The sequence below is a fragment of the Microbacterium sp. SORGH_AS_0862 genome (assembly GCF_030818795.1).
Lineage (GTDB): Bacteria > Actinomycetota > Actinomycetes > Actinomycetales > Microbacteriaceae > Microbacterium.
Genome location: NZ_JAUTAY010000001.1, coordinates 2375530 through 2401771 on the forward strand (window position 1 = coordinate 2375530; position 26242 = coordinate 2401771).

The 26242-nt window shown below is 70.8% G+C and carries 28 protein-coding genes and 1 pseudogene; 16 read left to right on the forward strand and 13 right to left on the reverse strand.

Going from position 1 to position 26242, the window contains the following annotated elements; genetic code table 11:
- Positions 1-72: 72 nt before the first annotated feature.
- The 3 genes from QE377_RS11565 (at position 73) to QE377_RS11575 (ending at position 4933) form a co-directional block, all read left to right on the forward strand.
- The gene (locus QE377_RS11565) at positions 73-1407 is read left to right on the forward strand and encodes a carbohydrate ABC transporter permease (RefSeq protein WP_307323217.1); all 1335 of its coding nucleotides are present in this window, start codon (positions 73-75) and stop codon (positions 1405-1407) included.
- Positions 1404-2378: a carbohydrate ABC transporter permease gene (locus QE377_RS11570; RefSeq protein ID WP_137417799.1), complete on the forward strand. Its 975-nt coding sequence runs from the start codon at positions 1404-1406 to the stop codon at positions 2376-2378. Before QE377_RS11565 ends, QE377_RS11570 begins: the two co-directional genes overlap by 4 nt.
- A gap of 89 nt (positions 2379-2467) precedes the next feature.
- Positions 2468-4933 carry an HAD-IC family P-type ATPase gene (locus QE377_RS11575; RefSeq protein ID WP_307323220.1) on the forward strand — a complete coding sequence of 822 codons (2466 nt, stop codon included), beginning with the start codon at positions 2468-2470 and terminating at the stop codon, positions 4931-4933.
- On the opposite strand, the gene QE377_RS11580 is transcribed toward QE377_RS11575, so the two are convergent.
- The 3 genes from QE377_RS11580 to QE377_RS11590 are packed head-to-tail and all read right to left on the reverse strand — an operon-like array spanning position 4888 to position 6698.
- Positions 4888-5310, reverse strand: coding sequence for a hypothetical protein (locus tag QE377_RS11580; protein WP_307323222.1), 423 nt, complete (start codon positions 5308-5310; stop codon positions 4888-4890). The two genes, QE377_RS11575 and QE377_RS11580, sit on opposite strands and share 46 nt — an antisense overlap.
- Positions 5311-5335: 25 nt before the next feature.
- Positions 5336-5989 (reverse strand): DUF305 domain-containing protein, encoded by a 654-nt coding sequence (locus tag QE377_RS11585; protein WP_307323223.1) that lies wholly within the window; start codon positions 5987-5989, stop codon positions 5336-5338.
- A gap of 4 nt (positions 5990-5993) precedes the next feature.
- Positions 5994-6698, reverse strand: a complete 705-nt coding sequence (locus QE377_RS11590; RefSeq protein ID WP_307323225.1) for a DUF3105 domain-containing protein — start codon at positions 6696-6698, stop codon at positions 5994-5996.
- 214 nt (positions 6699-6912) lie between these two features.
- Here QE377_RS11590 and QE377_RS11595 point away from each other — a divergent pair, with 214 nt between their 5' ends.
- From QE377_RS11595 to QE377_RS11615, 5 genes are all read left to right on the forward strand, one after another.
- Positions 6913-8262: a multidrug effflux MFS transporter gene (locus tag QE377_RS11595; protein WP_307323227.1), complete on the forward strand. Its 1350-nt coding sequence runs from the start codon at positions 6913-6915 to the stop codon at positions 8260-8262.
- 54 nt (positions 8263-8316) lie between these two features.
- Positions 8317-8943 (forward strand): phosphatase PAP2 family protein, encoded by a 627-nt coding sequence (locus QE377_RS11600; protein WP_307323229.1) that lies wholly within the window; start codon positions 8317-8319, stop codon positions 8941-8943.
- A gap of 66 nt (positions 8944-9009) precedes the next feature.
- The gene (locus tag QE377_RS11605) at positions 9010-10542 is read left to right on the forward strand and encodes an SDR family oxidoreductase (RefSeq protein ID WP_307323231.1); all 1533 of its coding nucleotides are present in this window, start codon (positions 9010-9012) and stop codon (positions 10540-10542) included.
- A 22-nt stretch (positions 10543-10564) separates the two neighbouring features.
- The gene (locus tag QE377_RS11610) at positions 10565-11038 is read left to right on the forward strand and encodes a molybdenum cofactor biosynthesis protein B (RefSeq protein ID WP_307323233.1); all 474 of its coding nucleotides are present in this window, start codon (positions 10565-10567) and stop codon (positions 11036-11038) included.
- On the forward strand, positions 11035-11463 hold the full coding sequence (locus QE377_RS11615; RefSeq protein ID WP_307325973.1) for a molybdenum cofactor biosynthesis protein MoaE: 429 nt from the start codon (positions 11035-11037) through the stop codon (positions 11461-11463). The genes QE377_RS11610 and QE377_RS11615 overlap by 4 nt, the downstream gene beginning before the upstream one ends.
- Before the next feature lie 2 nt (positions 11464-11465).
- On the opposite strand, the gene QE377_RS11620 is transcribed toward QE377_RS11615, so the two are convergent.
- The 6 genes from QE377_RS11620 to QE377_RS11645 are packed head-to-tail and all read right to left on the reverse strand — an operon-like array spanning position 11466 to position 15363.
- On the reverse strand, positions 11466-11699 hold the full coding sequence (locus QE377_RS11620) for a MoaD/ThiS family protein (protein WP_137417791.1): 234 nt from the start codon (positions 11697-11699) through the stop codon (positions 11466-11468).
- The gene (locus QE377_RS11625) at positions 11699-11959 is read right to left on the reverse strand and encodes a DUF6457 domain-containing protein (protein WP_307323236.1); all 261 of its coding nucleotides are present in this window, start codon (positions 11957-11959) and stop codon (positions 11699-11701) included. The genes QE377_RS11620 and QE377_RS11625 overlap by 1 nt, the downstream gene beginning before the upstream one ends.
- Entirely contained in the window at positions 11956-12570 is a 615-nt protein-coding gene (locus QE377_RS11630) for a molybdenum cofactor guanylyltransferase (RefSeq protein ID WP_307323238.1), read from the reverse strand. The genes QE377_RS11625 and QE377_RS11630 overlap by 4 nt, the downstream gene beginning before the upstream one ends.
- Positions 12567-13043, reverse strand: coding sequence for a cyclic pyranopterin monophosphate synthase MoaC (gene moaC, locus QE377_RS11635; protein ID WP_307323240.1), 477 nt, complete (start codon positions 13041-13043; stop codon positions 12567-12569). Before moaC ends, QE377_RS11630 begins: the two co-directional genes overlap by 4 nt.
- Complete coding sequence (glp, locus tag QE377_RS11640) at positions 13040-14269, reverse strand: gephyrin-like molybdotransferase Glp (RefSeq protein WP_373459562.1); 1230 nt, start codon at positions 14267-14269, stop codon at positions 13040-13042. The genes moaC and glp overlap by 4 nt, the downstream gene beginning before the upstream one ends.
- 2 nt (positions 14270-14271) lie before the next feature.
- Positions 14272-15363, reverse strand: a complete 1092-nt coding sequence (locus tag QE377_RS11645) for a HesA/MoeB/ThiF family protein (RefSeq protein WP_307323244.1) — start codon at positions 15361-15363, stop codon at positions 14272-14274.
- 117 nt (positions 15364-15480) lie between these two features.
- On the opposite strand from QE377_RS11645, the gene QE377_RS11650 reads away from it, so the two are divergent.
- The 8 genes and pseudogenes from QE377_RS11650 (at position 15481) to QE377_RS11685 (ending at position 20139) form a co-directional block, all read left to right on the forward strand.
- A complete protein-coding gene (locus QE377_RS11650; RefSeq protein WP_307323245.1) occupies positions 15481-15939 on the forward strand; it encodes a MerR family transcriptional regulator in 459 nt (152 codons plus the stop codon).
- Entirely contained in the window at positions 15857-16333 is a 477-nt protein-coding gene (locus QE377_RS11655; protein WP_307323247.1) for a glyoxalase/bleomycin resistance/extradiol dioxygenase family protein, read from the forward strand. Before QE377_RS11650 ends, QE377_RS11655 begins: the two co-directional genes overlap by 83 nt.
- A 120-nt stretch (positions 16334-16453) precedes the next feature.
- Entirely contained in the window at positions 16454-16846 is a 393-nt protein-coding gene (locus QE377_RS11660) for a molybdopterin-binding protein (protein ID WP_307323249.1), read from the forward strand.
- A gap of 1 nt (position 16847) precedes the next feature.
- A pseudogene (modA, locus tag QE377_RS11665) lies at positions 16848-17432 on the forward strand (molybdate ABC transporter substrate-binding protein); the annotation flags it as partial.
- A 40-nt stretch (positions 17433-17472) separates the two neighbouring features.
- Complete coding sequence (locus QE377_RS11670; protein WP_307325977.1) at positions 17473-17640, forward strand: substrate-binding domain-containing protein; 168 nt, start codon at positions 17473-17475, stop codon at positions 17638-17640.
- A complete protein-coding gene (locus QE377_RS11675; RefSeq protein WP_307325980.1) occupies positions 17637-18440 on the forward strand; it encodes an ABC transporter permease in 804 nt (267 codons plus the stop codon). The genes QE377_RS11670 and QE377_RS11675 overlap by 4 nt, the downstream gene beginning before the upstream one ends.
- Positions 18437-19468: an ABC transporter ATP-binding protein gene (locus QE377_RS11680; protein ID WP_307323251.1), complete on the forward strand. Its 1032-nt coding sequence runs from the start codon at positions 18437-18439 to the stop codon at positions 19466-19468. The genes QE377_RS11675 and QE377_RS11680 overlap by 4 nt, the downstream gene beginning before the upstream one ends.
- Positions 19469-19548: 80 nt before the next feature.
- Positions 19549-20139, forward strand: coding sequence for a GNAT family N-acetyltransferase (locus QE377_RS11685; protein WP_307323253.1), 591 nt, complete (start codon positions 19549-19551; stop codon positions 20137-20139).
- A 3-nt stretch (positions 20140-20142) separates the two neighbouring features.
- On the opposite strand, the gene cydC is transcribed toward QE377_RS11685, so the two are convergent.
- From cydC to QE377_RS11705, 4 genes are all read right to left on the reverse strand, one after another.
- Positions 20143-21858, reverse strand: a complete 1716-nt coding sequence (cydC, locus tag QE377_RS11690; RefSeq protein ID WP_307323255.1) for a thiol reductant ABC exporter subunit CydC — start codon at positions 21856-21858, stop codon at positions 20143-20145.
- Positions 21855-23567, reverse strand: a complete 1713-nt coding sequence (gene cydD / locus QE377_RS11695; protein ID WP_307323257.1) for a thiol reductant ABC exporter subunit CydD — start codon at positions 23565-23567, stop codon at positions 21855-21857. Before cydD ends, cydC begins: the two co-directional genes overlap by 4 nt.
- A 110-nt stretch (positions 23568-23677) precedes the next feature.
- Positions 23678-24709, reverse strand: a complete 1032-nt coding sequence (gene cydB, locus QE377_RS11700; RefSeq protein ID WP_307323259.1) for a cytochrome d ubiquinol oxidase subunit II — start codon at positions 24707-24709, stop codon at positions 23678-23680.
- A 10-nt stretch (positions 24710-24719) separates the two neighbouring features.
- Positions 24720-26165, reverse strand: coding sequence for a cytochrome ubiquinol oxidase subunit I (locus tag QE377_RS11705; protein WP_307323261.1), 1446 nt, complete (start codon positions 26163-26165; stop codon positions 24720-24722).
- Positions 26166-26242 lie beyond the last annotated feature (77 nt).

Genomic DNA, 26242 nt, shown 5'->3' on the forward strand with positions numbered 1-26242 from the left:
GTCGTCCGGCTCTGATGCCGGGCGGCCCCGCGGCCCCGCCCGCGGGCAGCCGCCCGGAGGACAAGGACCCAGATGTCCCAGACGAAAACGACGGAGCCGCTCGTCTTCCATGACGAGCTCCAGCCTCCGAAATCGCCCCGCGCGCGCAAGATCGCGACGATCATCGCCATCGCCGCCGCGGCTCTCGTCGTCATCGCCGCGCTTCTGCTGTGGCTGAGCCCACAGGTTGACGACGCGCCGCCGACTTCGCTCGGTTTCTCGCTCAACAGCTTCTTCATCTGGCTCGGTGGGCTGAACCCCATCGTTCAGATCCCCATCGTGCTGATCGTGTTCGGCGCCGTGGTCGGACTCGTGCTGCTGCTCATCGAGTTCGCGCCCCGACGCGGTCGCGGCTACATGTGGCTGCGCGTCGTCGCGTGCTTCGCGATTCCGCTGCTCGCCTTCATGCTGCTGCGCCCCTACCAGAACGCGCTCGTCTACGTCCTCGCCATCGCGCTGGGCGTGGGAGCCCTGCTCTTCTTCGCCGACTATCGATCCCGCGAAGGGGCGGGATACGTGTTCCAGCTGGTCGTCTTCCTGGCGCCGGCGATGCTTCTGCTCCTGCTGGGACTCATCTACCCGGCGATCTCGACCTTCTTCCAGTCGTTCTTCGACAAGTCGGGCGACAACTTCGTCGGTCTCGAGAACTACATCTGGACCTTCACGAACCCCGAGGGCTTCTGGTCGGTCATCAACACGATCATCTGGGCCCTGTTCGCCCCGACGCTGTCGACGATCATCGGCCTCGCCTACGCCGCGTTCATCGACCGTGCGCGCGGAGAGAAGATCCTCAAGGTGCTCGTGTTCATGCCCGTCGCGATCTCGTTCGTCGGCGCCGGCATCATCTGGAAGTTCGTCTACGACTACCGCCAGGGCGAGCAGATCGGTCTGCTCAACGCGATCGTGACCATGTTCGGCGGACAGCCCGTCGGCTGGCTGGACGCGCAGCCGCTCGTCAACACCTTCGCGCTGCTGGCCGTGTTCGTCTGGACCCAGACCGGCTTCGCGATGGTCATCCTCTCCGCCGCCATCAAGGCCATCCCGACGGAGCAGCTGGAGGCCGCGCAGCTCGACGGTGCGTCGGCCTGGCAGCGGTTCACGAACGTGACCGTTCCCGGCATCCGTTCCTCGCTGATCGTCGTGCTCACGACCATCACGATCGCTTCGCTGAAGGTCTACGACATCGTCGCCGTCATGACCGGCGGCCGGTCGAACACCTCGGTGCTGGGCTTCGAGATGGTGAACCAGCAGCAGCGGTTCCAGAGCTACGGGCACTCCTCGGCGCTGGCCGTCGTGCTCTTCCTCTTCGTGCTGCCGCTGATCATCTACAACGCGCGTCAGATGCGCAAGCAGAAGGAGATCCGATGAGCGCCGCCGCCCCGACCACGCCGGCGTTCGACGCCAAGGCTGCGCGCAAGGTCGCGCGCGACACGCGCCGCAACGAGAAGACGGCGCAGAAGCGGATGACGTCGAAGACGGCCACGCTGATCGCGATCATCATCGCGATCTTCTGGACCATCCCGACCTTCAGCCTCTTCGTCACCTCGTTCCGCCCCGGTGCCGACTCCCAGACGAGCGGATGGTGGACGGTCTTCGTCGATCCCGCGTTCACGCTCGACAACTACTTCGACGCGCTCACCTCTGGTGGTACCGCGTTGACGCTGGGGGAGTCGTTCCTCAACTCGCTCGCCATCGCCATCCCCGCGACCGCCATCCCGATCGCGCTGGCGTCGCTGGCGGCGTACGCGTTCGCCTGGATCGACTTCAAGGGCAAGAACGGCCTGTTCATCTTCGTCTTCGCGCTGCAGATCGTGCCGATCCAGATGGCCCTCGTGCCGCTGCTCAGCCTGTTCTCGCGCGGTCTCGAGATCAACGGTGTCGCGGTCTTCCCCGGGTTCGAGCTGCGCGGGGTGGAGCACAGCTTCGCGACGGTGTGGATCGCGCACGCGATCTTCGCCATGCCGCTGGCGATCTTCCTCCTGCACAACTTCATCTCGGAGATCCCGAGCGAGGTGATCGAGGCGGCACGCGTCGACGGCGCCGGTCACGGGCAGATCTTCTTCCGGATGATCCTGCCCCTGGCGATGCCGGCGATCGCGTCGTTCGCGATCTTCCAGTTCCTGTGGGTGTGGAACGACCTGCTGGTGGCCACGATCTTCGCGCCGAGCTCATCGCTGCCGTTGACGCAGACGTTGAACTCGCTGTCCGGGTCGTGGGGCGACCGCTGGTATCTCCAGTCGGCCGGTACGTTCATCTCGATCATCGTCCCGTTGATCGTGTTCTTCGCCCTGCAGCGGTTCTTCGTGCGCGGGCTGCTGGCCGGCGCGACGAAGGGCTGACGCCCCGCGCGAGACGCAGATCAGGGGGCCGCATCCGCGAGGATGCGGCCCCCTGCTGCGTTCACGCGGCAGGCGGATAGGGTGAGCGCATGCACCAGGGGGCGGGCCCATCCGAGCAGGCACTGTCGATCGCCGACCCGGACACCGGGCTCGACGCGGAGGAGGCTGCACGACGTCTCGCCGCGGGTCTCGGCAACTCGGTCGATCCCGACACGTCGCGCAGCGTCTGGAACATCGTGCGCGCCAACGTTTTCACCCTTTTCAACGGCATCGTCGGGGCGTGCTTCCTCGTGCTGCTGCTGGTGGGGCGGTGGCAGGACGCCCTGTTCGGCCTCGCCGCCTTCGCCAATGCGATCATCGGCACGGTGCAGGAGTTCCGTGCCAAGCTCGCCCTCGATCGTCTCGCCCTGCTGAACGCGCCGCGGGCCCGCGTGCGACGAGCGGGTCGCGAGGTGGAGATCGCGCCGGCGGAGGTCGTGCTCGGCGACGTGATGGTTCTGCGTGCGGGCGATCAGATCTCTGCGGATGCGGTGCTGGAGCGCTCCGTGGCGCTGCAGGTCGACGAGTCGATGCTGACCGGCGAATCGGATGCGGTGGACAAGCGCCCCGGCGACGAGGTGCTTTCGGGGTCGATCGTCGTGGGCGGCGAGGGCGATGCGCGGGTCGACAAGGTCGGGGCCGATTCGTACGCCAATCGCTTCCAATCCGAGGCCAAGCGCTTCTCGATGGTGCGCAGCGAGCTCCGCACGAGCATCGACCGCGTGCTGAGGTGGGTGAGCTGGGGGATCGGACCGATCGGGCTGCTCGTGCTCAACGCGCAGGTCATGGTCGCGGGCGGCTGGACGGTGATCTTCTCCGAGGGGCGCTGGGAGCAGGCGGTCGTCAACACCATCGCCTCGCTCACGGCGATGATCCCGCTGGGTCTCGTGCTCATGACCTCCATCGCCTTCGCGGTGGGGGCGGCGAAGCTCGCCGCCAAGCAGGTGCTCGTGAACGAGTTGCCGGCCGTGGAGGGTCTCGCCAGGGTCGACGTCATCTGTCTCGACAAGACCGGCACGCTGACCGAGGGGGAGATCACCTTCGACGCGGCGCATCCGCTGCCGGATGCGGCAGGGGATTGGGAGAGCGCGCTCGCGTGGTACGGCGCGGCCCCCGATGCCAACGCGACGGCGCGGTGTCTGCGCGAGCCGTATCCGAACGCGCCGGACACCCCGCCGACCGCGCGGATCGGGTTCTCGTCCGCCCGCAAGTGGAGCGCGGTCTCGCTGGCGGGGGCGACCTGGGTGCTCGGCGCTCCCGAGATGGTGTTCCCCGAGGAGGCGACCGATACCGCATCCGTCCTCGGCGGGCTCGTGACCGGACTCGCCTCGCGGGGACTGCGCACGCTGGTACTGGCGCAGGCGCCGGTCGAACTCGATGACCGAGACGTGGCGGAGGAACGGCTCCCGGCCCCGCTCCGCCCCGTCGCGGTCGTCACGTTCCGGGAGCGCGTGCGCGCGGATGCGGCGCAGACGCTCTCGTACTTCCACGCGCAGGGCGTCGGCGTGCGCATCATCTCCGGCGACAACCCTCGCACGGTCGCGGCCATCGCCCGCGAGGTGGGGCTCGACGTCGCCGAGGGATACGACGCGCGGACGCTCCCCGAGGATCAGGAGGCGCTGGCCGAGGTCCTCGAGACGCACACCGTGTTCGGGCGGGTCACCCCGGAGCAGAAGAAGGCGATGGTGCTCGCCCTGCAGAGCCGCGGACACACCGTCGCGATGACGGGTGACGGCGTCAACGACGCGCTCGCCATCAAGAGTGCCGACATGGGCATCGCGATGAACTCGGGCGCCGCCGCGACGAAGGCTGTCGCACGCCTCGTGCTGCTGGACGGCAGGTTCTCGCACCTGCCGGACGTCGTTGCCGAGGGGCGTCAGGTCATCGCGAACATCGAGCGCGTCTCGATGCTGTTCCTCACCAAGACCGCCTACGCGACGGCGTTGGCCATCCTGTTCGGCACGCTCGTCCTGTCGTTCCCGTTCCTGCCGCGCCAGCTGTCCATCACCGACGGACTGACCATCGGCATCCCCGCGTTCTTCCTCGCGCTCATGCCGAACGCCCGGCGCTACATCCCGGGCTTCCTGCCGCGCTCACTCGCCTTCGCCCTGCCGTCGGGGCTCATCGTGGCGCTCACGCTCACCGGCTACGCGCTCGTCGCACGTTCGATCGGTGTCGGGGAGGACCAGCTGCGCACGGGCTCGACCATCATCCTCGCCGTCGTCGGCATCTGGATCCTGTCCATCCTGTCGCGCCCGCTCAACCGCTTCAAAGTGATCGTGATCGGGGTCATGTTCCTCGCGCTGATCACGCTGTTCACGGTGCCGTTGTCGATCGAGTTCTTCCAGCTCGTCGATCCCGGCCGCGAGGGCGCGTACGCCCTGACGCTCTTCGTGATCGGCGCCATCGGCGCGATCGAGATCGTGCGTGTGTTCCACGTGCGGTACGTTCGCGCCTCGCTCGCCCGCTCTCAGGGGGCGAAGGGGTCCGGCGCGGTGTCCCGAGAGCGGAAGTAGCGCGAGCCCAGCGGCGTCCACAGGACGACGAGGAGGGCGATCTGCAGGGCGATCTGCACGAAGAGCAGGCCGTCCCAGGTATCGCTGGTGACGATGGTGATCACATGCAGCGTGAGCTGGATGCCGATGTAGACGGTCACGAGCAGCCGGGAGAGCCGACTGCCTCGCGCGATGCCCGAGGCGACCGCGAGTGTCAGAAGTCCGAACAGGATGATGCCCGCGCCGATGAGCGAGACGGCCAGCACGTCGTCGGCGGCGACGTCGTAGCGGCTCAGCAGCACGAGGATGCCGAGCACGACGTTGTACGCCCCGGTGAGGGAGACCAGCACGACCGCGAGGGTCACCGCGACGGGGCGGCGGACGCGGTGCTGGTTCACGCGACCACCCTAGCGGCCGCTTGGCTCAGCCGGCCGAGCAGCCCAGCCGCGCCTGCGAGGCGCGCATCGCGTCGATCTCCGCCGTCTGGTTCGTCTTCATCGTCTCCGCGACCTGGAGCACCCGGGGCATGCTGCCGCGCTCGAGCACGGCATCGGCCATCGGGATGGCGCCCTCGTGGTGACGGATCATGAGCGTCAGGAACTGGCAGTCCAGCGCCGTGCCGGTGGCGCCGCGGAGCTCGGCCAGCTCTGCATCGGTGGCCATCCCCATGGAGGCGCGTACCTCGGCCGGGTCGGCGTCGGCTGCGGTTCCGTGCGAGCCGTGACCGTCGGCGTCACCCATCCAGCTCATGAGTGTGCCCTGCTGCGGCACGCCCCACTCGGTGAGCCACTCGAACATCCAGCCGTTCTGCGACGCCTGACCCGTGGCGATGTCGTACGAGAGCGCCTTCACGATGTCATCGTCCGTGCCGCGGTAGGCGATCATCGCCATCTCGACGGCCTGGTCGTGGTGCACCTGCATGTCGCGGGCGAAGCCGATGTCGGCGGCATTGGGCACGGCGGGCCCGTTGCTGAAGAGCGAGAAGCGCCCGATCGCGAAGCCGACCGCGATCACGGCGAGCACGACCAGCCCGATGGCGAGCCATCGGACCGGTCGGCGCTCCGTGCGTTCGGTCATCGGGTCACTGACGGCCGGGGGCGTCGACGCCGCCGCTGCACACGGCGTTCGGCTCGGGCGCGTTCTGGCTGCGCCAGTACTCCTCGAAGAACTCCGGGATGCGGGTGTCGTCCGCCGTGTCGAGCTTGAGCTGCGCGTTCCATGCGCTCAGCACGATGGGGGAGTCGAGGCCCTCGTACGGCGAGAGCAGCGTGTACGTCTGCGGGAAGTAGCTCTTCAGGGTCGCGAGCTCGTCGTCGCCCACCCGCGCCGGATCGTAGGTGACCCAGACCGCGCCGTGCTCCATCGAGTGCACGGCGTTCTCGTTCGGGACGGGCTCGGTGTAGATCCCGCAGTTGAGCCAGATCGGGTTGTGCTCGCCGCCCGCCGGTGGGGTCTGCGGGTACTCGACCGGGCCCTCGACGTGATTCGTCGTGTTCGAGAAGGTCTCGACGCCCTCGATGACCGCACCCGTCGAGTCCTGGGCGCCGTAGGTGACCGGCTTCGGCGTGAAGACGATCGAGGCGACCACGAGGGCGACGACGACGACCGCTGCACCCGAGCCGACGACCCACCACACGAGCTTGCTGCGCCGACGCTTGGCGAGCTGGCGCTGGTACTCGGCCAGCTTCTCCTGACGGCGCTGCTCGCGCTCCTGCTTCTGGGAGCTGGCGATCTTGGCCTGCGTCGCGGGATTGCCGCTCTGGCGCTTGTCGGGCGTCGGGGTCATGTGATGTACGTCCTCGGGTGAGTGGGGGCACGGAAGGGCGGGACACGGGCCGTGCTGGCGGCCCGGATGAATTGTATTCGAACGCATTTTGTAAGGGCTGGAAAGTCGTCCGGGCCGGTGTCGGAGGACCTCGGATAGAATCGATCTGCCGCTCGAATCGTTTCGAGCTCGGCCCGCCGCTCGGCGCCACCCTCTCTTGCGAACTGGTACCCCTGTGTCTGACGTCCCTGCTCCCGACCGCAACGAGACCACCGCCACCGGTTCGGTGCGCGTGCCCCGCCCGGCGACGGGCGCCATCCGCACGCTCGGCTCGAACCCGGCGACGGCCCCCATCGTGCTGCACCCCGGCGATGCCATGCCGACGTGGCGTCGCGTGCTGTACATCGTGCTGCTGGGCGCGCTCACCGCGCTCGGCCCGTTCACGATCGATCTCTACCTGCCGGCGTTCCCGATCCTCGAAGCGGACTTCGACACGACGGCGGCGATGATCCAGTTGACCCTGACGGGGACGACCATCGGATTCGCGCTGGGTCAGCTCGTCGTCGGACCGCTCAGCGACAAGCTGGGGCGGCGTATCCCGCTGCTGATCGTGACGGGCCTGCACATCGTGGCGAGTGCGGCCGCCGCCTTCGCTCCGGATCTCGTGAGCCTGGGTGTGACCCGTGTGCTCATGGGCGCGGGCGCCGCGGCCGGCGGTGTCGTCGCGGCCGCGATCGTGCGCGACCTGTTCGGCGGACGGCGGCTCGTGGTCATGCTCTCGCGGCTCGCCCTCGTCTCCGGTGTGGCACCGGTTCTGGCTCCGCTCGTCGGCTCCTGGCTGCTGCAGGTCATGCCGTGGCGCGGGATCTTCGTCGTCCTCGCGATCTACGGCGTCGTCATGCTGGTGTCCGCGCTCGTCTTCATCCCCGAGACCCTCCCGCGCGCTCGCCGTCAGGAGCGGGGATCGACGACGATCTGGCAGCGCTACCGGAGTGTGTTCAGCGACCGCGTCTTCGTGGGCGTGCTGATCATCGGCGGCATGACCTTCAGCGGGCTGTTCTCCTACCTGTCGGCGTCCTCGTTCCTCTTCCAGCAGAGTTACGGCTTCGACGCGCAGCAGTACGGCCTGCTGTTCGCCGCCAACTCGGTGGGCCTCGTGATCGGCGTGCAGACCGCATCCCGGCTCGCCGCCCGGTTCGGGCCGCAGTGGGTGCTGGCGTTCTCGACATCGGCTCTCGTGCTGACCGGTGCCGCCATCATCGTCGGCGATCAACTGCACCTCGGAGTGTGGGGCACCGTCGTGCCGCTGTTCCTGTTCATGACGACGTGCGGATTCACCTTCCCGTGCGTGCAGGTGCTCGCGCTCGACCGGCACGGCAATGCCGCGGGAACCGCGCAGTCGATCATCGGAGCCACGAACTTCGGTGTCGCGGGCATCATCTCGCCGCTCGTGGGCGGGCTGTCCCACGGGGCGCCCATCTCGCCCACGACGATGGCATCGGTGATGGTCGGGTGCGGCGTGATCGCTGCGCTGTCGCTCTGGCTCATCGTGCGTCCGCGAACGGTCGCCCAGCTCGCGCCCTGATACACCATCGCGATCCGCCCCGCGGATCCCGGATGCGCGTGCCAGACTGACGCGATGAGCCAGCCCAGCGCGTCCGCCCGCCGCGGCATCCTGTGGATCGGGGGAGGACTCGTCGCGCTCGGGGTGGCGATCGGGGTGTGGATCGTGCTGAGCGGTGATGCGCCGTTCGCCATCGACACCGCCTGGAACGACCTGCTCGCCGCGGCCGACTGGCCGTTCCTCACGCAGCTCTCGCTGTTCCTCAATGTCGCCGGCGGAACGCTCGTCGGGTCGCTGGTCGTGCCGGTCGTCGGCGTGATCCTCCTGATGCTGGCGCGGCGTCCCTGGTCGGCGGCGACGCTCGTGATCGCCATCGCGGCGAGCGCTCTCGTCGTGCAGATCCTGAAGAACGTGTTCGCGCGGGGGCGCCCCGCCGACATGTCGGTGCTGAGCGACTTCGGCTCGTACCCCTCGGGTCATGTGGCGAATGCCGCGACGGTGGCGACGATGCTCGTCGTGCTGCTGCCGCGGGTGTGGACGATCGTCGTCGCTGCTGCCTGGGTGCTGCTCATGGCGTTCAGCCGTACCTACCTGCACGCGCACTGGCTCACCGATGCGATCGGCGGCATCGCCGTCGGCGTGGGCGTCGCGCTGGTATGCGTCGCGCTCCTCGGGCGCCGGCTGGAACCCGAGCGCCGCTGAGGCGGCGTCTGCGCTGCGCCTGTCAAGAGCCGCCCCCGCCGCGGTGGGCGGGCTTACCCTCGCAGCATGACGACGCTCTCCTCGCCCACCGGGCACGAGCCCGCCCTGCGCGCCCAGAACCGCGAGGACGGCTCGACGCCTCTCGTGCTGGTGCTGGGCGCCACGGGGTACATCGGAGGGCGGCTCACCCCGCGCCTGCTGGCGGCCGGGTACCGGGTGCGTGTGCTCTCCCGTGACGCCGAGCGGGTGCGGGCCCTGCCCTGGGGGAGCGACGTGGAGATCGTCGAGGGCTCCGTCACCGACCCCGACGCCATGGCCGAGGCCTGCGACGGGGTCGACGTCGTGTACTACCTCGTGCATTCGATGGGACAGGGCAAGGGATTCGAGGACACCGACCTCGCCGCCGCTCGCACGGTCGCGGATGCGGCGGCTGCCGCATCCGTCTCACGACTCGTCTACCTCGGGGCGCTGCATCCCGAGGGCGTGCCGCTGTCGCCGCACCTCGCGAGCCGGGTCGAGGTCGGCGAGGTGTTCCTCGACAGTCCCGTTCCCACCGCGGTGCTCCAGGCGGGCATCGTCATCGGTTCGGGTTCCGCATCCTTCGAGATGATCCGCCACCTCACCGAGGTGCTGCCGTACATGCCGGCGCCGAAGTGGGTGCGCAACCGCGTTCAGCCGATCGCCGTGCGCGACGTCCTGTACTACCTGCTGGGGGCGGCGCGTCTCGCCCCCGACGTCGATCGCGCGTTCGACATCGGCGGACCCGACGCGCCCCGCTACGGCCAGATGATGAACGGCTACGCCGTGGAGGCGGGGCTCCCGCAACGCCCCATCGCCCCCCTGCCCGTGCTGACTCCGGGACTCGCCTCGCACTGGGTCAACGTCGTCACCCCGGTGCCCCGTTCGATCGCACGACCGCTCATCGCCTCGCTGCAGAACGAGTGCGTCATCAAAGACCGTTCGATCGACGAGTTCATCCCGCCGCCGCAGGGCGGCCTCACGTCGTACCGGCGCGCCGTGCAGTTCGCGCTGGGGCGCGTGGATGCCGACGACATCGAGACGAGCTGGCAGGACGCCGAAGTCTCCGGGGTTCCCAGCGACCCGCTGCCGAGCGATCCGGAGTGGGCGGGGCGCACGGTGTACACGGATGCGCGCAGTGCCGTGACGACCGCATCGCCCGAGGATCTCTGGAGCGTCGTCGCCGGCATCGGGGGAGAGAACGGCTGGTACTCCACGCCGATCCTCTGGGCCGTGCGCGGGTGGATGGACCGCGCGGTGGGCGGGGTGGGGCTCCGCCGGGGGCGACGCAGCCGCACCCGCGTCGCCGTCGGGGACGCGATCGACTTCTGGCGCGTCGAGGCGGTGGAGCCCGGACGGATGCTGCGGCTGCGCGCCGAGATGAAGGTGCCGGGCCTCGCCTGGCTCGAGTTGTCCGTGACGCCCGAGCCGAGCGGTTCGCGCTACGACCAGCGGGCGGTGTTCTTCCCGCGGGGACTCAGCGGCCGGCTGTACTGGTTCGCGGTGCTGCCGTTCCACGGCTTCGTCTTCCGCGGCATGGCCGAGCACATCATCGCGGCCGCCGAAGCGCGCGAGCTGTGACGCGCGTCGTAGGCTGACCGGTATGCGTCTGGCGGCTGTCATCACCGTGTCCGATCGGTCCGCCGCGGGCGAGCGCGAGGACGCATCCGGACCCGTCGCCGTCGAGCAGCTGCAGGCCGCGGGGTGGGAGTGCCCGCCGGCTCGCGTCGTCGCGGACGGCGCCGACAGCGTCGAGCGCGCCCTGCGGGCGGCGCTCGCCGAGGGAGCCCTGCTGATCGTCACCTCGGGAGGCACGGGCGTCTCCCCCCGGGATCAGACGCCCGAGGGAAGCGCGCGCGTGATCGAGCGGGAGCTGCCCGGCATCGCGGAGGAGCTGCGACGGCGCGGCGGCCGGAGCAAGCCTGCGGCCCTGCTCACCCGCGGTCTGGCGGGAACGGCGCGAGGCGCTCTGATCGTCAATCTGCCCGGGAAGCCGGCCGCGGTCGCGGAGGGGATGCCCCTGATCATCGCCGTCGCCGACCACGTCGTCGACCAGCTCGCCGGAGGAGATCACTGATGCCCGTCGTCATCGCCCGCGTGAGCGCCGAGCCCCTCGACCTCGACGCGCACCTCGCCGCCGTGGACGACACCGCATCGGGCGCGCTCACCACGTTCGTGGGCCGCGTCCGCGACAACGACCCGGACGCGCGGACCGCGGTCGTGGCCCTCGAGTACTCGGCCCACCCGGATGCGGAGCAGTTCCTGCACCGGATCGCCGAGCACGCCGTCGGCGACACCGGCGCGCTCGTGGCGGTCAGTCACCGCATCGGCCGGCTGGAGGTCGGTGACGCCGCGGTGGTCATCGCCGTCGCATCCGGGCACCGCGATACGGCCTTCACGGTGTGCCGTGAGGTGATCGAGCAGATCAAGCGCGAGCTGCCCGTGTGGAAGCGCCAGGTCGAGTCCGACGGCACGACCGCGTGGAAGGGTCTGGGCGGCTGAGCTCAGCCGCCCGCGAACGGCGGCAGCACGTCGACCAGAGTGTCGGCGTCCAGCGGCGCATCGTCGTCGCGCCGCGCTCCGGCCACGAGCACGGCGCACCGCGGCAGGATGCCGCCGAGACCAGGGCGCTCCTCGGCCAGGGCGCGTCGGAGCTCTCCGACCGTCGTCTCCGTGCGGTGCTCCTCGGCCCGCCCGGCGAGCTCCTCGGCGGCGGCGAAGTAACGGACGTGCGCCATCATGCCTCCCGTTCGGTCACGAGACCGGCGATCTCGGCGATGGCCCGGCGCACGTCGTCGGGCGAGCCGCCGGCCCGTCCGGCCGCCAAACCCGCCGCGAAGGTGCTCACCGGCGCCGCGGGGCGTGCGACACCGCGCGCCACGACGCCCGCCAGATCCAGCACGGCCGAGATCGGCAGGTCTTCGGGCGCGAGTCCCAGACGTTCGGCGATCTGCGCCGCCCATGCGTCCAGGGCCTCCGGCGGAAGGTGCTCGCTCATCGGTCGTCCTCCTTCTCGGCGCGGGGCGCGACGGCGCCCGCATCCTGCAGATCCTGCCATGTGTCGATATCGGCCACGACCTCGTCCGGTGCGCGCACGACCGCGATCGCGAGGTCGGCCATGATCTCGCGCACCGCGTGATCCCTGCCTTCGTCGTCGAGGGATGCGGCTCCGCGTGTCAGGGAGGCGGTGCGGTAGAGACCCGTCAGCCATTGCGGCCGGGACGAGGCGTCGCCGAGGCAGACGCCGTCGGTGTCGCCGGGGAGCAGATCCCGGTCCGCCATCAGGCGGGCGACGGCATCCGCGGGACGGATGAGATCGACCGCGAGCACGAGAGTCCAGGCCGCGTCGGTCGCGGCGATCGACATCGCGGCACGCAGCGCCGCTGCGGGGCCGGTGAAAGCCGGGTCCTCCCGCACCCATCGCACCCGGCCGGGGGCGGGATCCACTTCGGGACCGGCGACGATGACGTCGGTGGCGCCCGCGGCGCGGGCGGCGTCGACGGCGCGCTCGAGCAGGGTGGCACCCTCCAGGCGCACGAGCGCCTTGGGGACGCCGCCCAGGCGTGCGGCGCGGCCACCGGTCAGGATGATCGCCTGGAGGTCGCTCATGCCTCGCCCGGGCGCTGCCAGGTGCCGGACTTGCCGCCCTCCTTGCGGACGATCCGGACGTTCTCGATCGACGGCGACTTGTCGATCGCCTTGACCATGTCGATGACCGTCAGCGCGGCCACGCTCACCGCGGTGAGTGCTTCCATCTCCACGCCGGTGCGGTCGGCTGTGCGCACCGTGGCTTCGATCTCGACACCCTCGTCCACGACCACGAGGTCGACGACCGCCCCGTGCACCCCGATCACATGCGCCAGCGGCAGCAGGTCCGGGGTGCGCTTCGCCGCCTGGATGCCGGCGATCCTGGCGACGGCGAGGACGTCCCCCTTGGGGACGGAGCCGTCGCGCAACGCCGCCACGATGCCGGCAGAGGTGCGCACGACGCCCCGCGCCGTCGCCGAACGGACGGTCGGTTGCTTCGCGGTGACGTCGACCATGCGGGCGTGGCCTGCCGCATCCAGGTGGGTGAAGCTCATGAGATCAGCATGACATCGACGAGATCGCCCTCGCGGACTTCCTCGACCTCCGCGGGCACGACGGCGTAGGCCTCGGCGTGCGCGAGGCCGCCGGCGAGGTGAGAGCCCGAGCCGCCGGCGGTCGCAGGTCCCACGCGCCAGGCTGCGGCGTCGGAACGGTCGATCGCCGCAGGCAGGTACTGGCGGCGGCCGGGCGGCGTGCGCCAGCCGGTGGCCGCGGGAAGGCGGATGATGTCGCGGTGCAGCTCGGTCCGACCGAGCATCCGCAGCAGGGCCGGGCGCACGAACACCTCGAACGAGACGGCGGACGAGACCGGATTGCCGGGTAGAGCGAACAGGAGGGGTCCCGCGGCGAGACGCCCGAAACCCTGCGGCTTGCCCGGCTGCATGGCGACCTTGGGGAAGGCGATGTCGCCGCTGAGTGCGTTCTTGACGACCTCGTACGCTCCCGCGCTGACGCCGCCGGAGGTGATCACGACGTCGGCGCCGGCGACGTGCGCATCGCGAAGGACCTCGAGCAGCGACGTGTCCGTGTCGTCGACGCTCGCGCGCAGGACGACCTCGGCGCCCGCGGCCGCCGCGAGGCCCGCCAACAGGATGCTGTTCGACTCCGGGATCTGTCCGCGCCGCAGGGGCAGTCCTGGAGTGACGAGCTCGTCGCCGGTGGAGACGACGGCGACGCGCGGGACACGCGTCACCTCGACCTCGCCGACACCCGCGGCCGCGACCGCCGCAATCTGAAGCGGACCGAGCAGGACGCCGGTCCCGATCACGACATCGCCGGCGGAGAGGTCGGCAGCACGTCGACGGACGTGTGCGCCGGATGCGGGTGGGGCGACGAGCACGGCGATGTCGCCCAGCGAATCATCGAGCCCGCCCGCGGTGTGCTCGAACGGCACGATCGTGTCGGCAGCGGTGGGCACGGGCGAGCCCGTCATGATGCGTGCGGCCTCACCGGGGCGCAGATCGGGGTCGAGGGGGGTTCCGGCGGGCAGGTCGGCGATGACGCGCAACCGGCTGGGCTCGGCATCCGTGGCGGCTCGGACATCGGCGAAGCGCACCGCGAAACCGTCCATCGCGGAATTCTCGAAGACGGGGATGTCGACACCGGCGTGCACCGGCGCGGCGGTCGTGCGGCCGGCCGCGGCCGACAGGGCGACCCGCTCAGCGGGCAGGGGCGCCGCCTCGGCGAGCACGATCGCGAGCTGTTCCTCGACTGTGCGGATGCTCACGCGCGGCCCCTGCTCCACGCATCCATGCCGCCGGCGAGCACCACGACGTCGGCTCCCACCGCAGCGAGGGCCCGGGCTGCGCGGTGCGCCCGCATCCCGGCCTTGCACACCAGCGCATAGGGCCCGGCGCCGAGTGCGGCGGGGTTCTCGAGGACCACGGCCAGCGGCACGAGCTGCGCGCCGGGAACCGTACCCAGGTCGGTCTCCTCTGGCTCGCGCACGTCCAGCACGACGACACCGGCGGCGCGGCGCGCATCGAACTCCGTGATGTCGATCTCGGCGATCTCCGGGAGCGGATCGGGCGCCGGTCGCATGCTCTGGGCGCTCGGGCGCAGCGGGACCTCGCGGACGCGGGCAGCGAGGGCGTCGACGAGCAGGATGCGGCCCAGTAGCGGCTCGCCGATCCCCGTGAGGAGCTTGACGGCCTCGATCGCGAGCGCTCCGCCGACCTGTACGCACAGGGCCCCGAGGACGCCGACCTGCGAGCATGACGGCACCTCGCCCACCGTCTCGGGCGGGTACAGATCTGCGAGCACGACGGGGGCGACGCCGTTCGGGGGCGCCGACCAGAACACGGTCACCTGGCCCGCGAACTCCTGCACGGTCCCCCACACGAGAGGGATGCCGCGGCGCTCGCACGCCGCCGCGACCGTCGCTCGGGTGGCGAAGGTGTCGCTGCCGTCGATGACGAGGTGCGCGTCGGCGAGCAACTGATCCGCGTTCGTCTCGTCGATGCGCGCACGGATGCCGGTGACCACGGTGGCCGAGCCCAGGTCTTCCGCGGCGCGGCGGGCGCTGTCGATCTTCGGAGCCCCCACGTCCCCGACGCGGTGGAGCACCTGACGCTGCAGATTCGTCAGCTCGACCTCGTCGTCGTCGATGACGACGAGCTCGCCCACACCGGCGGCGGCCAACGCGAGAACGACGGGGGATCCGAGTCCGCCGACGCCGATGACGGCGACACGGCCGGCCGCCAGACGGCGTTGACCGAGCTCACCGAATCCGGCGAGGACGGCGTGGCGTGCGGTGCGGGCGCGCTCGGACTCCGACAGCGCCGCAACCGGCTCGACGAGCGCGGGCAGGGGCATGACCCCAGGGTAGCCGCGCCCGACGGTGCCGGGATGATCGGACGGAAGCCAGGGCGGCGAACGGGAGACCGCCCGCGTGTGCGCCGCTTTCCGGATGCCGACTGCCAGACTTGCCGGATGCGGATCGGAGAGCTGTCGGCGAGGACGGGGGCGTCCGTGCGGGCGCTTCGGTACTACGAGGAGCAAGGGTTGCTCCAGCCGCGACGCACCGCCGCCGGCCAGCGGGTCTACCGTCCCGACGACGAGCGCGTCGTCAGCACCATCCGGGACCTCTTCGATGCGGGGTTCTGCAGCTCCGTGATTGCGGCCCTCCTGCCTGCCGTAAGCGAACCGGGCGCGTCCGCGGCAGCCCTTCAGGCGGTTTTCGACGCCGCCGAGGCGCGACTCGCGAGCGAGAGGCGACAGATCGAACAGGAGATGGGCGCGCTCGCCGAGCTTCGCGTGCGATGGGGGCTTGCCCCTCACGTGCGCGTCAGGGGTGAGGGTGGGGACCATGACACATCCCCCTCGCCCGAAGCAGCTCCGTCTGATCATCGAGACCGACGACTTCGAGGAAGCCCTCCGCTTCTACCGTGACATTCTGGGCATGCCCGAGCAGGTGGCCTTCGCAACAGACGGCGAGGACCGCGTCGCGATCCTCCACGCGGGCGTCGCGACCATCGAACTGGCCACCGGCGTCCACGCGAGGAACATCGACGCCGTCGAGGGCATGCCGCCGGGGTCGGGCTCGTCGCTTCGGATGGCGCTCGAGGTCGAGGACACCGTCGACGCCGTCGCGCGGGTCGTCGACGCCGGCGTGACCGTTCTCGCTGCGCCCACGCACACGCCCTTCCGGTCGCTCAACGCGCGCGTGCAAGGGCCGGCGGGGTGGCAGGTCACGCTCTTCCAGGAGTGCGAATCCCTCGAGCAACGCCGGGAGCGGCCCGGGTTCCTGACCGATGGTGAGCGCGACCGGTCGTCGGAGCCGTGAGCAGCAGGGCTCCCCGACCGCGTGCTCCCTCGGCACGGCCACACGGCTCGGTGCCCGATTGAGGCGTGGATGCGGGAAAAATGACGATCCACACCCGCAGATGCGGCTATTGTCGCTGACATGCGCTCTTTCAAGGTCTCTCACGCCGCTCGGCTGCTCGGGGTCAGCGATGACACCGTGCGGCGGTGGATCGACCAGGGCATCCTGCCGACGACCGATGCCACCCCGGTCGAGATCCCCGGCGCCGCGCTCGCCGTGCGCGCGAGCGAGCTCGCCGCCGCATCCGAGGATCCGAGCGACGTGCTCTCGAGCGCGCGCAACCGCTTCGTGGGCCTCGTGACCCGGGTTCAGATCGACGGGGTGATGGCGCAGGTCGACATCCAAGCCGGGCCGCACCGCGTCGTCTCGCTCATGACGGCCGAGTCGGCGAGGGACCTCGCGCTCGAGCCAGGGTCCCTCGCCGTCGCGGTCGTCAAGGCCACCACCGTCATCGTCGAGACCCCGAAGGACTGACATGCCCGCTCGCCGCCTTTCCCTGATCGGCGTGGTCGTCGCCGGATCCTTGCTACTCGCAGGTTGTGCCGGGACCGCTGAACCGGCCTCCGACCCGAGCACATCCGCCACGGCGGAGTTGACCGGAACGCTCACGATCTCGGCCGCCGCATCGCTGAGCGGCGCGTTCGACGAGATCGCCCAGGACTTCGAGGCGGAGTACCCGGGCGTGCAGATCCAGCCCATCTCGTACGACGGATCGTCGACCCTCGCGACCCAGATCATCGGCGGCGCGCCCGTCGACGTGTTCGCTTCGGCCGACGAGAACAACATGGACAAGGTGGTGGATGCGGGCCTCGCCGGAGATCCGCAGGTGTTCGCCACGAACACGCTCGTCATCGCGGTGCCCCGGGGGAATCCTGCAGGCATCTCGTCGCTCGAGGACCTCGCCGAGCCCGGCGCGACCGTCGTCCTGTGCGCTCCGGAGGTGCCGTGCGGCGCCGCATCCCAGAAGCTCTTGAGTGCGGCCGGCGTGACCGTGACCCCGGTCAGCCAGGAGCAGAACGTGACCGCCGTGCTGACGAAGGTCGCCGCCGGCGAGGCCGACGCGGGCCTCGTGTACGCGACCGACGTCAAGGGCCGCGACGATGTGGACTCCCTCACTCCCGACGGGGGCGGGAGCCGTCGTCAACCGGTACCCGATCGTCGCGTTGAAGGACGCACCGGATGCGGCGGCCGCCGCCGCTTTCGTCGCCTTCGTGCGTGGCGAGCGGGGCCAGGCGGTTCTGGCCGCGCACGGCTTCGGCGCACCGTGAGCGGTGTGCCCGGCGGCCACCTGCCACGCTCCCTCGCACTGCCGGCTGCGGTCGGACTCGCTTTCCTGCTGCTGCCTCTGCTCGCGCTCATCGCCCGTGTCGACTGGTCCACCTTCCTCTCGGACATCACGTCGCCGGCTGCGCTGAGCGCGCTCACGCTGTCGCTCGGCACGGGGGCCGTCGCCACGGCCCTCTGCGTCGTCGTCGGTGTGCCGCTCGCGCTGCTCATCGCGCGTGCGGCGCCCCGCACCGCCGCCGTGCTGCGCGCGCTCGTGACGGTGCCCCTCGTGCTCCCGCCGATGGTCGGCGGTGTCGCCCTGCTGTACCTCTTCGGTCGCAACGGGGTGCTCGGCGATGCCCTCGGCGCGATCGGGGTGCGGGTGCCGTTCACGACGACGGCCGTCGTCATGGCGCAGGTCTTCGTGGCACTCCCGTTCCTCGTCCTCGCCGTGGAGGGGTCCCTGCGTGCCGTCGGCACGGGCTACGAGCGTGCCGCCGCATCCCTCGGTGCCGGCCGGTGGACGGTGCTGCGCCGCGTCACCCTTCCGCTGGCCGCTCCCGGGCTCGTCGCCGGCATCGTGCTCTGCTTCGCGCGGGCGATCGGCGAGTTCGGCGCGACGGCGCTGTTCGCGGGCAACGCCCCGGGCGTGACCCAGACCATGCCGCTCGCGATCTACACCGCGTTCAACGGGGCCGGCGTCTCACAGGGCGCCGCCGTCGCGCTGTCGTTGCTGCTGCTGGCGACCGCGGTGCTGGTTCTCCTGCTCGTGCGAGCGTGGCGTCCGGGGGCTGTGCGATGACTGCGGTGCACGCTCGCATCCACGTCTCGCGGGCGGGATTCGACCTGGACGTTCCCCTCTCGGTGGCATCCGGCCAGACGACGGCGATCATGGGCCCGAGCGGCGCAGGAAAATCCACGCTGCTGGACGCGCTCGCCGGTCTCGTGCCCCTGAGCGACGGGCGGATCGTCCTCGGCGGGGACGAGGTCTCGACCCCGCGGTTCCAGCTCGCACCGGCGCGCCGGGGGACCGTGCTGCTGGGGCAGGACCCCCACCTGTTCCCGCACCTGAGCGCACGCGAGAACGTGGCATTCGGGCCCCGCGCGGCCGGGACGCCGGCGCGCGCGGCGCGGTCGCTGGCGGAGGACTGGCTCGGACGGATGGGACTCGCGGATGCGGGCCGGCGACGACCCGCTGACCTCTCCGGAGGACAGCAGCAGCGCGTCGCGATCGCGCGTGCGCTCGCCGCATCCCCTCGGCTCGTGCTGCTCGACGAGCCGCTGACCTCGCTCGATCCCGTGACGGCGGACGGGATCCGTGCGCTCCTGGCCGAACACCTCGTCGGCCGGACGTGCGTTCTGGTGACGCACGATGCGGTGGACGCGGTGGCCTTCGCCGATCGTGTCGCGGTGGTGGAGGCGGGCCGGATCACCCAGGAGGGTGCGGTGCGCGACGTGCTCGGCGCCCCCGCGACGTCGTTCGTCGCGTCGCTGGCCGGGCTCAACCGCGTCGTGGGCGCCGCGGCAGCCGGCGGAGTGCGGGTCGACGGTGTCCTGATCGAGGGACGCGGCGACCTCCGCGGTGCGCCGGAGGGCGCGGCCGTGTTCCGCCCCGCGGATGTGCGGATCGTGGGCGACGGGGCGCCCGGGGCGTGGTCGACCCGCATCGTGCGGGTCGAGCCCACGATCGCGGGCGCGCGTGTGCACACGTCGACGGGCGGGATCGCCGTGGATGTGTCGCTCGACGAGCTCGCGGGGCACGGTCTGTCGGCGGGAGCGGAGGTCACGCTGTCCGTGGACGCCCGTCGCGTGCGCGTCGTCCCCGCCTGATCCGCGTCCCCTCATCCCTGCCGGGCGACAGGGGAGACGCCCGCCCGCGGGCGCACGGGAGGGCCGGGTACGCTCGGCGCATGGGAGTCATCCGTCCGTTCCGCCCGGGTGACGAGGACGCGCTGGCGGCGGTCTGTCTCGCGACGGCGGCCGCCGGTTCCAACGGTGCGGGCATCCTGACCGACGACGGTCTCTGGGCCGACCTCTACCTGTTGCCCTACCTCGACCGGCATCCCGACCTCGCCTTCGTCGCCGAGGACGCCGAGGCTCGGCCGGCGGGATACATCGTCGCGACCGACGACACGGTCGCTTTCGACACGTGGTTCGCGGAGCACTGGTGGCCGGCCCGCCGCGCCCGCTACGCGCACGCCGACGCGAACGCCAGGCAGTGGGCGATCGTCGCCGAAGCGGATGCGCGCACCGAGAGCAGCGCGCTGTGCTCCACCCACCCCGCGCATCTGCACATCGATCTGCTGCCGGTGCTCCAGGGGCAGGGCACAGGGCGGCGCCTGGTCGACACGCTCGTCGAGGCGTTGCGCGAGCGCGGCGTGCGCGGCCTGCACCTGGGCGCGGACGCGCGCAACGCCGGAGCACTGGCGTTCTACGACCGTCTCGGATTCGTTCGTGCCACGTCTCCCGAGGGTGCTCAGCTGTTCACCCTGGGGCTCTGAAGCTCAGGCGGATGCCGCCAGTCGGCCGTTCTCCAGGCGCACTTCCCGATCGACGAGCCCCTCCGGGGGTGCCACGTGCGAGATCAGCACGACGGCGCGGTCGGCCTGAACGGCGCCGAGCAGGTCGCGCAGCAGCCGATCGGATGCGGCGGGATCCACGCCCGCGGTGGGCTCGTCGAGCACGAGCACGGGGAACCGCGCGAGCAATGCCCGCGCGAGCGCGATCCGCTGCGCCTGTCCGCCCGACACGAGCGCACCGCGCTCGCCCAGCTCGGCGTCGAGCCCGCCGCGCTCGCGCGCCCATTCGGTGAGCCCGACGCGCCCCAGCACGTCCCACAGTTCCGCATCGTCGGCGCTGTCGCGGGCGAAGAGCAGGTTCTGCCGGAGCGTCTCGTCGAAGAGGTACGGGGACTGCTCGCAGAGACCGATCGTCCGGCGCAGGTCGTCGCCGGAGATCTCGCGCACCTCCAGGCCGCCGATGCGGTAGGAGCCCTCGTAGTCGAGGAAGCGCACGAGAACGTGCGCGAGGGTCGTCTTGCCCGCGCCGCTCGGGCCCGTCACGAGCACACGCTCGCCGGGGCGTACGTCCAGGTCGATCGCCGTCAACCGGCCGGCGTCGTCGACGGATGCGGCTGCGGCGTCGTCCTGGAACGTCTGCGCGCCGAGGCGGTCGGGCCAGCGCGCCGAGACACCCGAAAGACGTAGTCCGTCGCCGAGCGGCGGAGCATCTCCCGTCGCCGCCGGCTCGTCACGGGGGAGTCCCGCGGGCACCTCGTCGGGCACCGTCTCGGCCACGCGCTGGGCGGCCGTGCGCACCTGACGCCACGCGGCGAGGGCCAGCGGCACCGTCCCGAAGACCTCGAACACCGCCATCGGCAGGAGGACGACGACGGCCAGCGCCGGCCCGTCGAAACCGCCTTGTCCGAGCAGGGCGGCGCAGGCGAGGAGAGTGGCGAGCGAGGCGACCCCCGCCACGAGCGACACCGCTCCCGAGGTGAGCCCCTGTGCGCCCGCCCGGCGCACCGTAGCCCGGCGCAGCCGCTCGTCGGCGTCACGGATGCGGGTGCTCACCGCATCCGTCGCCTCGAACGCGGTGAGCACGTCGAGAGCGGTCAGCTGATCGAGGAGGGCGTCGGAGAGATGGGAGCGCAGCGGCGCGATGCGGCGCTCGGCCCGCGCGCCGGCGCGCCAGCCCACCCACGCGGCCAGAGCGAAGGCCGCCGCCAGGCACACGGCGAGCACAACGGCGGCGATCGGCTGCAGGAAGGCCGTGAACACGACGCTCGCGACGGAGGCGAGGGTGGCCGTCGCGAGGGGCATGACGACGCGCAGAGGGAGGTTCTGCAGTTCGTCGACGTCGTCGACGAGGCGGGACAGCAGCGCACCGCGCCGGGTCGTCCCCAGCCCGTCGGGGGCGAGCGGCACGATGCGGCGCACGAGATCGGCACGCACGGTGGCGAGGCGGCCGAGCGCGGCATCGTGTCCGCTCAGCCGCTCGAGGTAACGGAAGACGCCGCGGCCGAGGGCGAAGGCGCGGACCGCGACCACCACCGCGGTGATGTACATGACAGCGGGCTGCTCGGCGGATCGCGTGATGAGCCAGGCGCTGGCCGCCAGCAGAGCGATCGCGCTCACGGCCGTTCCGGTGCCGGCCGCGAGCGCCCACCAGAAGCTTCGCAGCGGCGGTTGCGCCGACCGCAGGACGTCCGAGGCTCTCATGCTGTGCCCCCCTCGCCGGCCGCATCCACCGCGGAACCGAGGGCGGCAGCCGAGGAGACGGTGATGACGCGGTCGGCGACCTTCCGCGCCGTCGGCCGGTGCGAGACCAGCAGGACGGCAGCGCCTTCCACGTCGGCTGCGCGGCGCACGGTCTGCCACAGAGCGGCCTCGGTGTGCGCGTCGAGGGCGCTCGTCGGCTCGTCCAGTGCGAGCACGGGCGTGCCGCGGCGCCGCACCCGGTACAGGGCGCGCGCCACCGCGACGCGTTGCGCCTGGCCGCCCGACAGTCCTGCCCCGGCGACGCCGAGCACCAGAGCGCCGTCGACATCCGCGACGGCGTCGGCCAGGCATCGTGCCACGAGAGCCTCGTCGGGACGCTCGTCGCCGAGGGCGACGTTCTCGGCCACGGAGCCGCTCACGAGGCCGGGTCGCTGACCCGCCCAGGCCAGGATGCCGCGCGCTGCCGCATCCGTCGCCGGCGTCCCGGCCACCTCGAGGCGACCCGTGTAGTCGGCGAAGCCGAGGAGGGCGGCGAGGATACTCGACTTGCCCGCGCCACTGGGGCCTTCGAGCAGCACGACCTCTCCGGACGACAGCTCCAGATCGATCGGACCGATCTCACGATCCCCGCGCGGCACGCGCAGATGGTCCAGGCGAAGCAGGGGGCCGGCCGTCGGCGCTGTCGCCCCGGAGGCGACGGATGCTGCCGGCGTCAGCGCGCGGGCGTCGTCCAGAGTCTGGAAGATCTCGTCGGTCGCGGCGACGCCCTCGGCCGCGGCGTGGAACTGCACACCCACCTGCCGCAGCGGCAGGTACGCCTCCGGCGCGAGCAGGAGCACGAACAGGCCCACCAGCAGCGGCATCTGTCCGCCCAGCAGACGGAAGCCGATTTCGACCGCGATGATCGCGACGGAGATGGACGCCAGGAACTCGAGGGCGAAGCCGGACAGGAAGGAGACGCGCAATACCGCCATGGTCTCGCGCTTGTAGTCGCCCGTGACGGTCTCGATGCTGCGCGCGGCGCGGTGCTGGCGTCCGAAGACCTTGAGCGTGCCGAGGCCCGCCACCGTGTCCGCGAAGCGGGACGCCAGATGCTGCAGGGTCCCGTACTGCCGGCGCTGCACGGTCTGTGTGGCCAGTCCGATCAGCACCATGAACAGCGGGATGAGTGGCATCGTGAGCACGACGATGAGGCCCGAGAGCGGATCAGAGACGAGGATCGTGACGATCAGGACGGGCATCGTGATCGCCGTCGCGACCAGCTGCGGCAGGTAGCGGCCGAAGTAGGCGTCGAGGGCCTCGAGACCGTGGCCTGCCGTGACCGCCAGCGCCGCACTGTTGCGGCGGGAGAGCCACGCGGGGCCGAGCCGGTCGACGGCGGACACCAGTGCCGCGCGCAGCTGCAGTGACGCGCGCGCAGCGCCCACCGCCGAGGTGCGCTCGGATGCGGCGATCAGCAGCCCCCGCACGAGCGCGAGTGCCGCTGCGCCCCCGAGGGCCGGCAGGAGCGTCTCGACGGGCTCGCCGGCGATGGCGCCGACCAGCGCCGTCGTCAGAAGCCAGGCGAAGCCGATGATCACGCCGGTCTGCGCCAGCACGATCGCGGCGGTGATCAGCAGGAAGTGGCGCGACGCGGAGCTGTATCGCAGCAGCCGCGGATCGATCGGGCGGTTACTGCCCGACGCGCGGGTGGCGGCGTCCGTACTCACTCTTCGATCCTGCCTCATGTGCCGTCGGACCGGCCGATGCTCACGAGCATCCGCCGGTCCGACGGGGTGTGCCTTCATCCGCTCCGAAGGGGAGGAGCGGATGAAGGCGGTCAGTGGACGACCGCCGCGGCCTTCTCGATCCGGGAGCGCATCACGCGCTTGCGGAACACCCAGTACGTCCAGCCCTGGTAGAGCAGCACGAGCGGCAGAAAGACCACCGCGGCCCAGGTCATGATCGTGAGGGTGTAGTCGGTGCTCGAGGCGTTCTCGATCGTCAGCGTGCCCGCGGGGTCCGTCGAGGACGGCATGACGTTCGGGAAGAGGGCGAGCCACAGCGTCAGCACGGCGAACGCCACGGTGCCCGCGCCGAAGGCGAACGCCCATCCCTCGCGGTCGGTCGCGTTGGCCAGCACGGAGGCGATCAGCAGCACGGCTGCGAGAACGGCGCAGACGATCACGAGCGGCAGCGCGGGAGCCTGGGCGCCCATCGCGTTCATGACGGTCCAGCCGAGGAACGCGGCGGCGACCACGATGGTCAGCAGTCCCGAGGTGCGCGCGAGCTTGCGGGCGTCGGTGCGCACCTGGCCGTCGGTCTTCAGAGCGACGAAGTACACGCCGTGCGTGAAGAAGAGCAGCAGTGTCGTGAGACCGCCGAGCAGGCCGTACGGGTTCAGGAGCGTCAACAGCGAACCCGTGAACTCGTGGTGCGCGTCCAGGGGGACGCCCTGCACGATGTTCGCGACAGCCACGCCCCACAGCAGCGCCGGAAGGGCGGAGCCGATGACGATCATCGTGTCGAAGCCCTTCTTCCACCGCAGCGAGTCGCGCTGGTGGCGGTACTCGAAGGAGACGCCGCGGGCGATCAGGGCCAGCAGGATCAGCAGCAGCGGAAGATAGAACCCGCTGAACAGCGTGGCGTACCACTCCGGGAAGGCCGCGAACAGGCACGCGCCGGCGACGATGACCCACGTCTCATTGAGGTCCCAGACGGGGCCGATCGTGTTGATGATCTGCCGGCGGCCGATGTCGTCCTTGCCGAGGAACGGCAGCGACATCCCGACGCCGAAGTCGAATCCGTCGAGCACGAAGTATCCGACGAACAGCACGCCGACGATGAAGAACCAGAGGTATGCGAGATCCATGGCGAGCTCCTCAGTAGACCGTGGTCATGCGGTGGGCATCGTCGTCGGCGCTCTCGCCGTCCCCGGGCTCGGGGATCGGCTCGGGCCCCTTCCTCGCGGCCTTCAGGATGAGGCCGAACTCCACGACGGCCAGCGCCGCGTAGGTGAGGGTGAAGGCGATCAGCGAGATCAGGACGTTCCACCCTGGAACACTCGGCGACACACCGTCCTGGGTGAGCATGAGACCGAACACGATCCAGGGCTGACGCCCCATCTCGGTGAACAGCCAGCCGACGAGGCTGCCGAACATGGGCAGCGGTGCCGACCAGATCGCCACGCGCCACGCCCACTGCGGGACGGCGCGCTTGGCCTTCTTGCGGGTCAGCCACAGGCCGACCACGGAGATCACCGCTGCGAGGCCGCCGAAGCCGATCATCCAGCGGAAGGACCAGTAGGTGATCCAGATGGTGGGGGCGAAGGGCAGGTCGCCGCCCAGCTGGTCGGCGAACACGGGCCAGTTCTGGGTGTACTCGGCGTTCAGGTTGTTGATGCCCTCCACGCAGCCGTCGAGCGTGTGCGTGGACAGGAACGACAGCAAGTACGGCACCCGCAGCGACCAGATCTCGCTCGTTCCGTCGGGGGTGCCGAGCGAGAAGATCGAGAAAGAGGCGTCCGCGCCGCACGCCGTGTTGTACAGCGCCTCCGCGGCCGCCATCTTCATCGGCTGGGTCGCGACCATCTGAAGGCCCAGGAAGTCGCCCGAGATGGCGGTGCCGGCGAAGGAGATGATGACCGTCCACATCCCGAAGCGCAGCGCGGGTCGCATGGCCTCGAAGTGCTGCCCGCGGGCGAGATGCCAGGCGGCGACGGCGACGACGACGGCGGCGGCGAACATGATGGCCGCGAACATCGTGTGCGGGAAGGTCGCGAGCACGACGCGATTGGTGATCACCGCGAGGAAGTCCGTCATCTCGGCGCGGGTGCCGTCGGGCGACATGGTGTAGCCGACGGGGTTCTGCATGAACGAGTTGGCGGCGAGGATGAAGAACGCCGAGATCGTGGCGCCGATCCAGGCGCACCAGATCGTCGCCAGGTGCACGCGCTTCGACAGGCGATCCCACCCGAAGATCCACAACCCGATGAAGGTCGCCTCGAAGAAGAAGGCGAGCAGGCCCTCGAAAGCGAGCGGAGCACCGAAGACGTCGCCGACGAAGCGCGAGTACGCCGACCAGTTCATGCCGAACTGGAACTCCTGCACGATGCCGGTCACCACGCCCATGGCGAAGTTGATCAGGAAGATCTTGCCGAACAGCCGTGTCAGCTGGAGCCACTTGGTCTCGCCGGTGCGCACCCACCAGGTCTGGAAGATCGCGACGATCAGTCCCATGCCCAGCGTCAGCGGGACGAACAGGTAGTGGTACAGCGTGGTCAGACCGAATTGCCAGCGCGCGAGCGCGAGCGGATCAAGAAAATCCATGAGCGTCCCCTTCAGAGCCCTCGCCTCGACTCCAGACCGCGGGACCGGCCGGATGGGAGGTTGCGGCACAGTGTCGC

What these genes read in the sequence shown, in the direction of transcription:
- QE377_RS11565 (WP_307323217.1), top strand. Translation starts at nt 73, where the DNA reads ATGTCCCAGACGAAAACGACGGAGCCGCTCGTCTTCCATGACGAGCTC.
- QE377_RS11570 (WP_137417799.1), top strand. Translation starts at nt 1,404, where the DNA reads ATGAGCGCCGCCGCCCCGACCACGCCGGCGTTCGACGCCAAGGCTGCG.
- QE377_RS11575 (WP_307323220.1), top strand. Translation starts at nt 2,468, where the DNA reads ATGCACCAGGGGGCGGGCCCATCCGAGCAGGCACTGTCGATCGCCGAC.
- QE377_RS11585 (WP_307323223.1), bottom strand. Translation starts at nt 5,989, where the DNA reads ATGACCGAACGCACGGAGCGCCGACCGGTCCGATGGCTCGCCATCGGG.
- QE377_RS11590 (WP_307323225.1), bottom strand. Translation starts at nt 6,698, where the DNA reads ATGACCCCGACGCCCGACAAGCGCCAGAGCGGCAATCCCGCGACGCAG.
- QE377_RS11600 (WP_307323229.1), top strand. Translation starts at nt 8,317, where the DNA reads ATGAGCCAGCCCAGCGCGTCCGCCCGCCGCGGCATCCTGTGGATCGGG.
- QE377_RS11605 (WP_307323231.1), top strand. Translation starts at nt 9,010, where the DNA reads ATGACGACGCTCTCCTCGCCCACCGGGCACGAGCCCGCCCTGCGCGCC.
- QE377_RS11610 (WP_307323233.1), top strand. Translation starts at nt 10,565, where the DNA reads ATGCGTCTGGCGGCTGTCATCACCGTGTCCGATCGGTCCGCCGCGGGC.
- QE377_RS11620 (WP_137417791.1), bottom strand. Translation starts at nt 11,699, where the DNA reads ATGGCGCACGTCCGTTACTTCGCCGCCGCCGAGGAGCTCGCCGGGCGG.
- QE377_RS11625 (WP_307323236.1), bottom strand. Translation starts at nt 11,959, where the DNA reads ATGAGCGAGCACCTTCCGCCGGAGGCCCTGGACGCATGGGCGGCGCAG.
- QE377_RS11630 (WP_307323238.1), bottom strand. Translation starts at nt 12,570, where the DNA reads ATGAGCGACCTCCAGGCGATCATCCTGACCGGTGGCCGCGCCGCACGC.
- moaC (WP_307323240.1), bottom strand. Translation starts at nt 13,043, where the DNA reads ATGAGCTTCACCCACCTGGATGCGGCAGGCCACGCCCGCATGGTCGAC.
- QE377_RS11645 (WP_307323244.1), bottom strand. Translation starts at nt 15,363, where the DNA reads ATGCCCCTGCCCGCGCTCGTCGAGCCGGTTGCGGCGCTGTCGGAGTCC.
- QE377_RS11650 (WP_307323245.1), top strand. Translation starts at nt 15,481, where the DNA reads ATGCGGATCGGAGAGCTGTCGGCGAGGACGGGGGCGTCCGTGCGGGCG.
- QE377_RS11655 (WP_307323247.1), top strand. Translation starts at nt 15,857, where the DNA reads ATGACACATCCCCCTCGCCCGAAGCAGCTCCGTCTGATCATCGAGACC.
- QE377_RS11660 (WP_307323249.1), top strand. Translation starts at nt 16,454, where the DNA reads ATGCGCTCTTTCAAGGTCTCTCACGCCGCTCGGCTGCTCGGGGTCAGC.
- QE377_RS11670 (WP_307325977.1), top strand. Translation starts at nt 17,473, where the DNA reads ATGTGGACTCCCTCACTCCCGACGGGGGCGGGAGCCGTCGTCAACCGG.
- QE377_RS11680 (WP_307323251.1), top strand. Translation starts at nt 18,437, where the DNA reads ATGACTGCGGTGCACGCTCGCATCCACGTCTCGCGGGCGGGATTCGAC.
- QE377_RS11685 (WP_307323253.1), top strand. Translation starts at nt 19,549, where the DNA reads ATGGGAGTCATCCGTCCGTTCCGCCCGGGTGACGAGGACGCGCTGGCG.
- cydC (WP_307323255.1), bottom strand. Translation starts at nt 21,858, where the DNA reads ATGAGAGCCTCGGACGTCCTGCGGTCGGCGCAACCGCCGCTGCGAAGC.
- cydB (WP_307323259.1), bottom strand. Translation starts at nt 24,709, where the DNA reads ATGGATCTCGCATACCTCTGGTTCTTCATCGTCGGCGTGCTGTTCGTC.
- QE377_RS11705 (WP_307323261.1), bottom strand. Translation starts at nt 26,165, where the DNA reads ATGGATTTTCTTGATCCGCTCGCGCTCGCGCGCTGGCAATTCGGTCTG.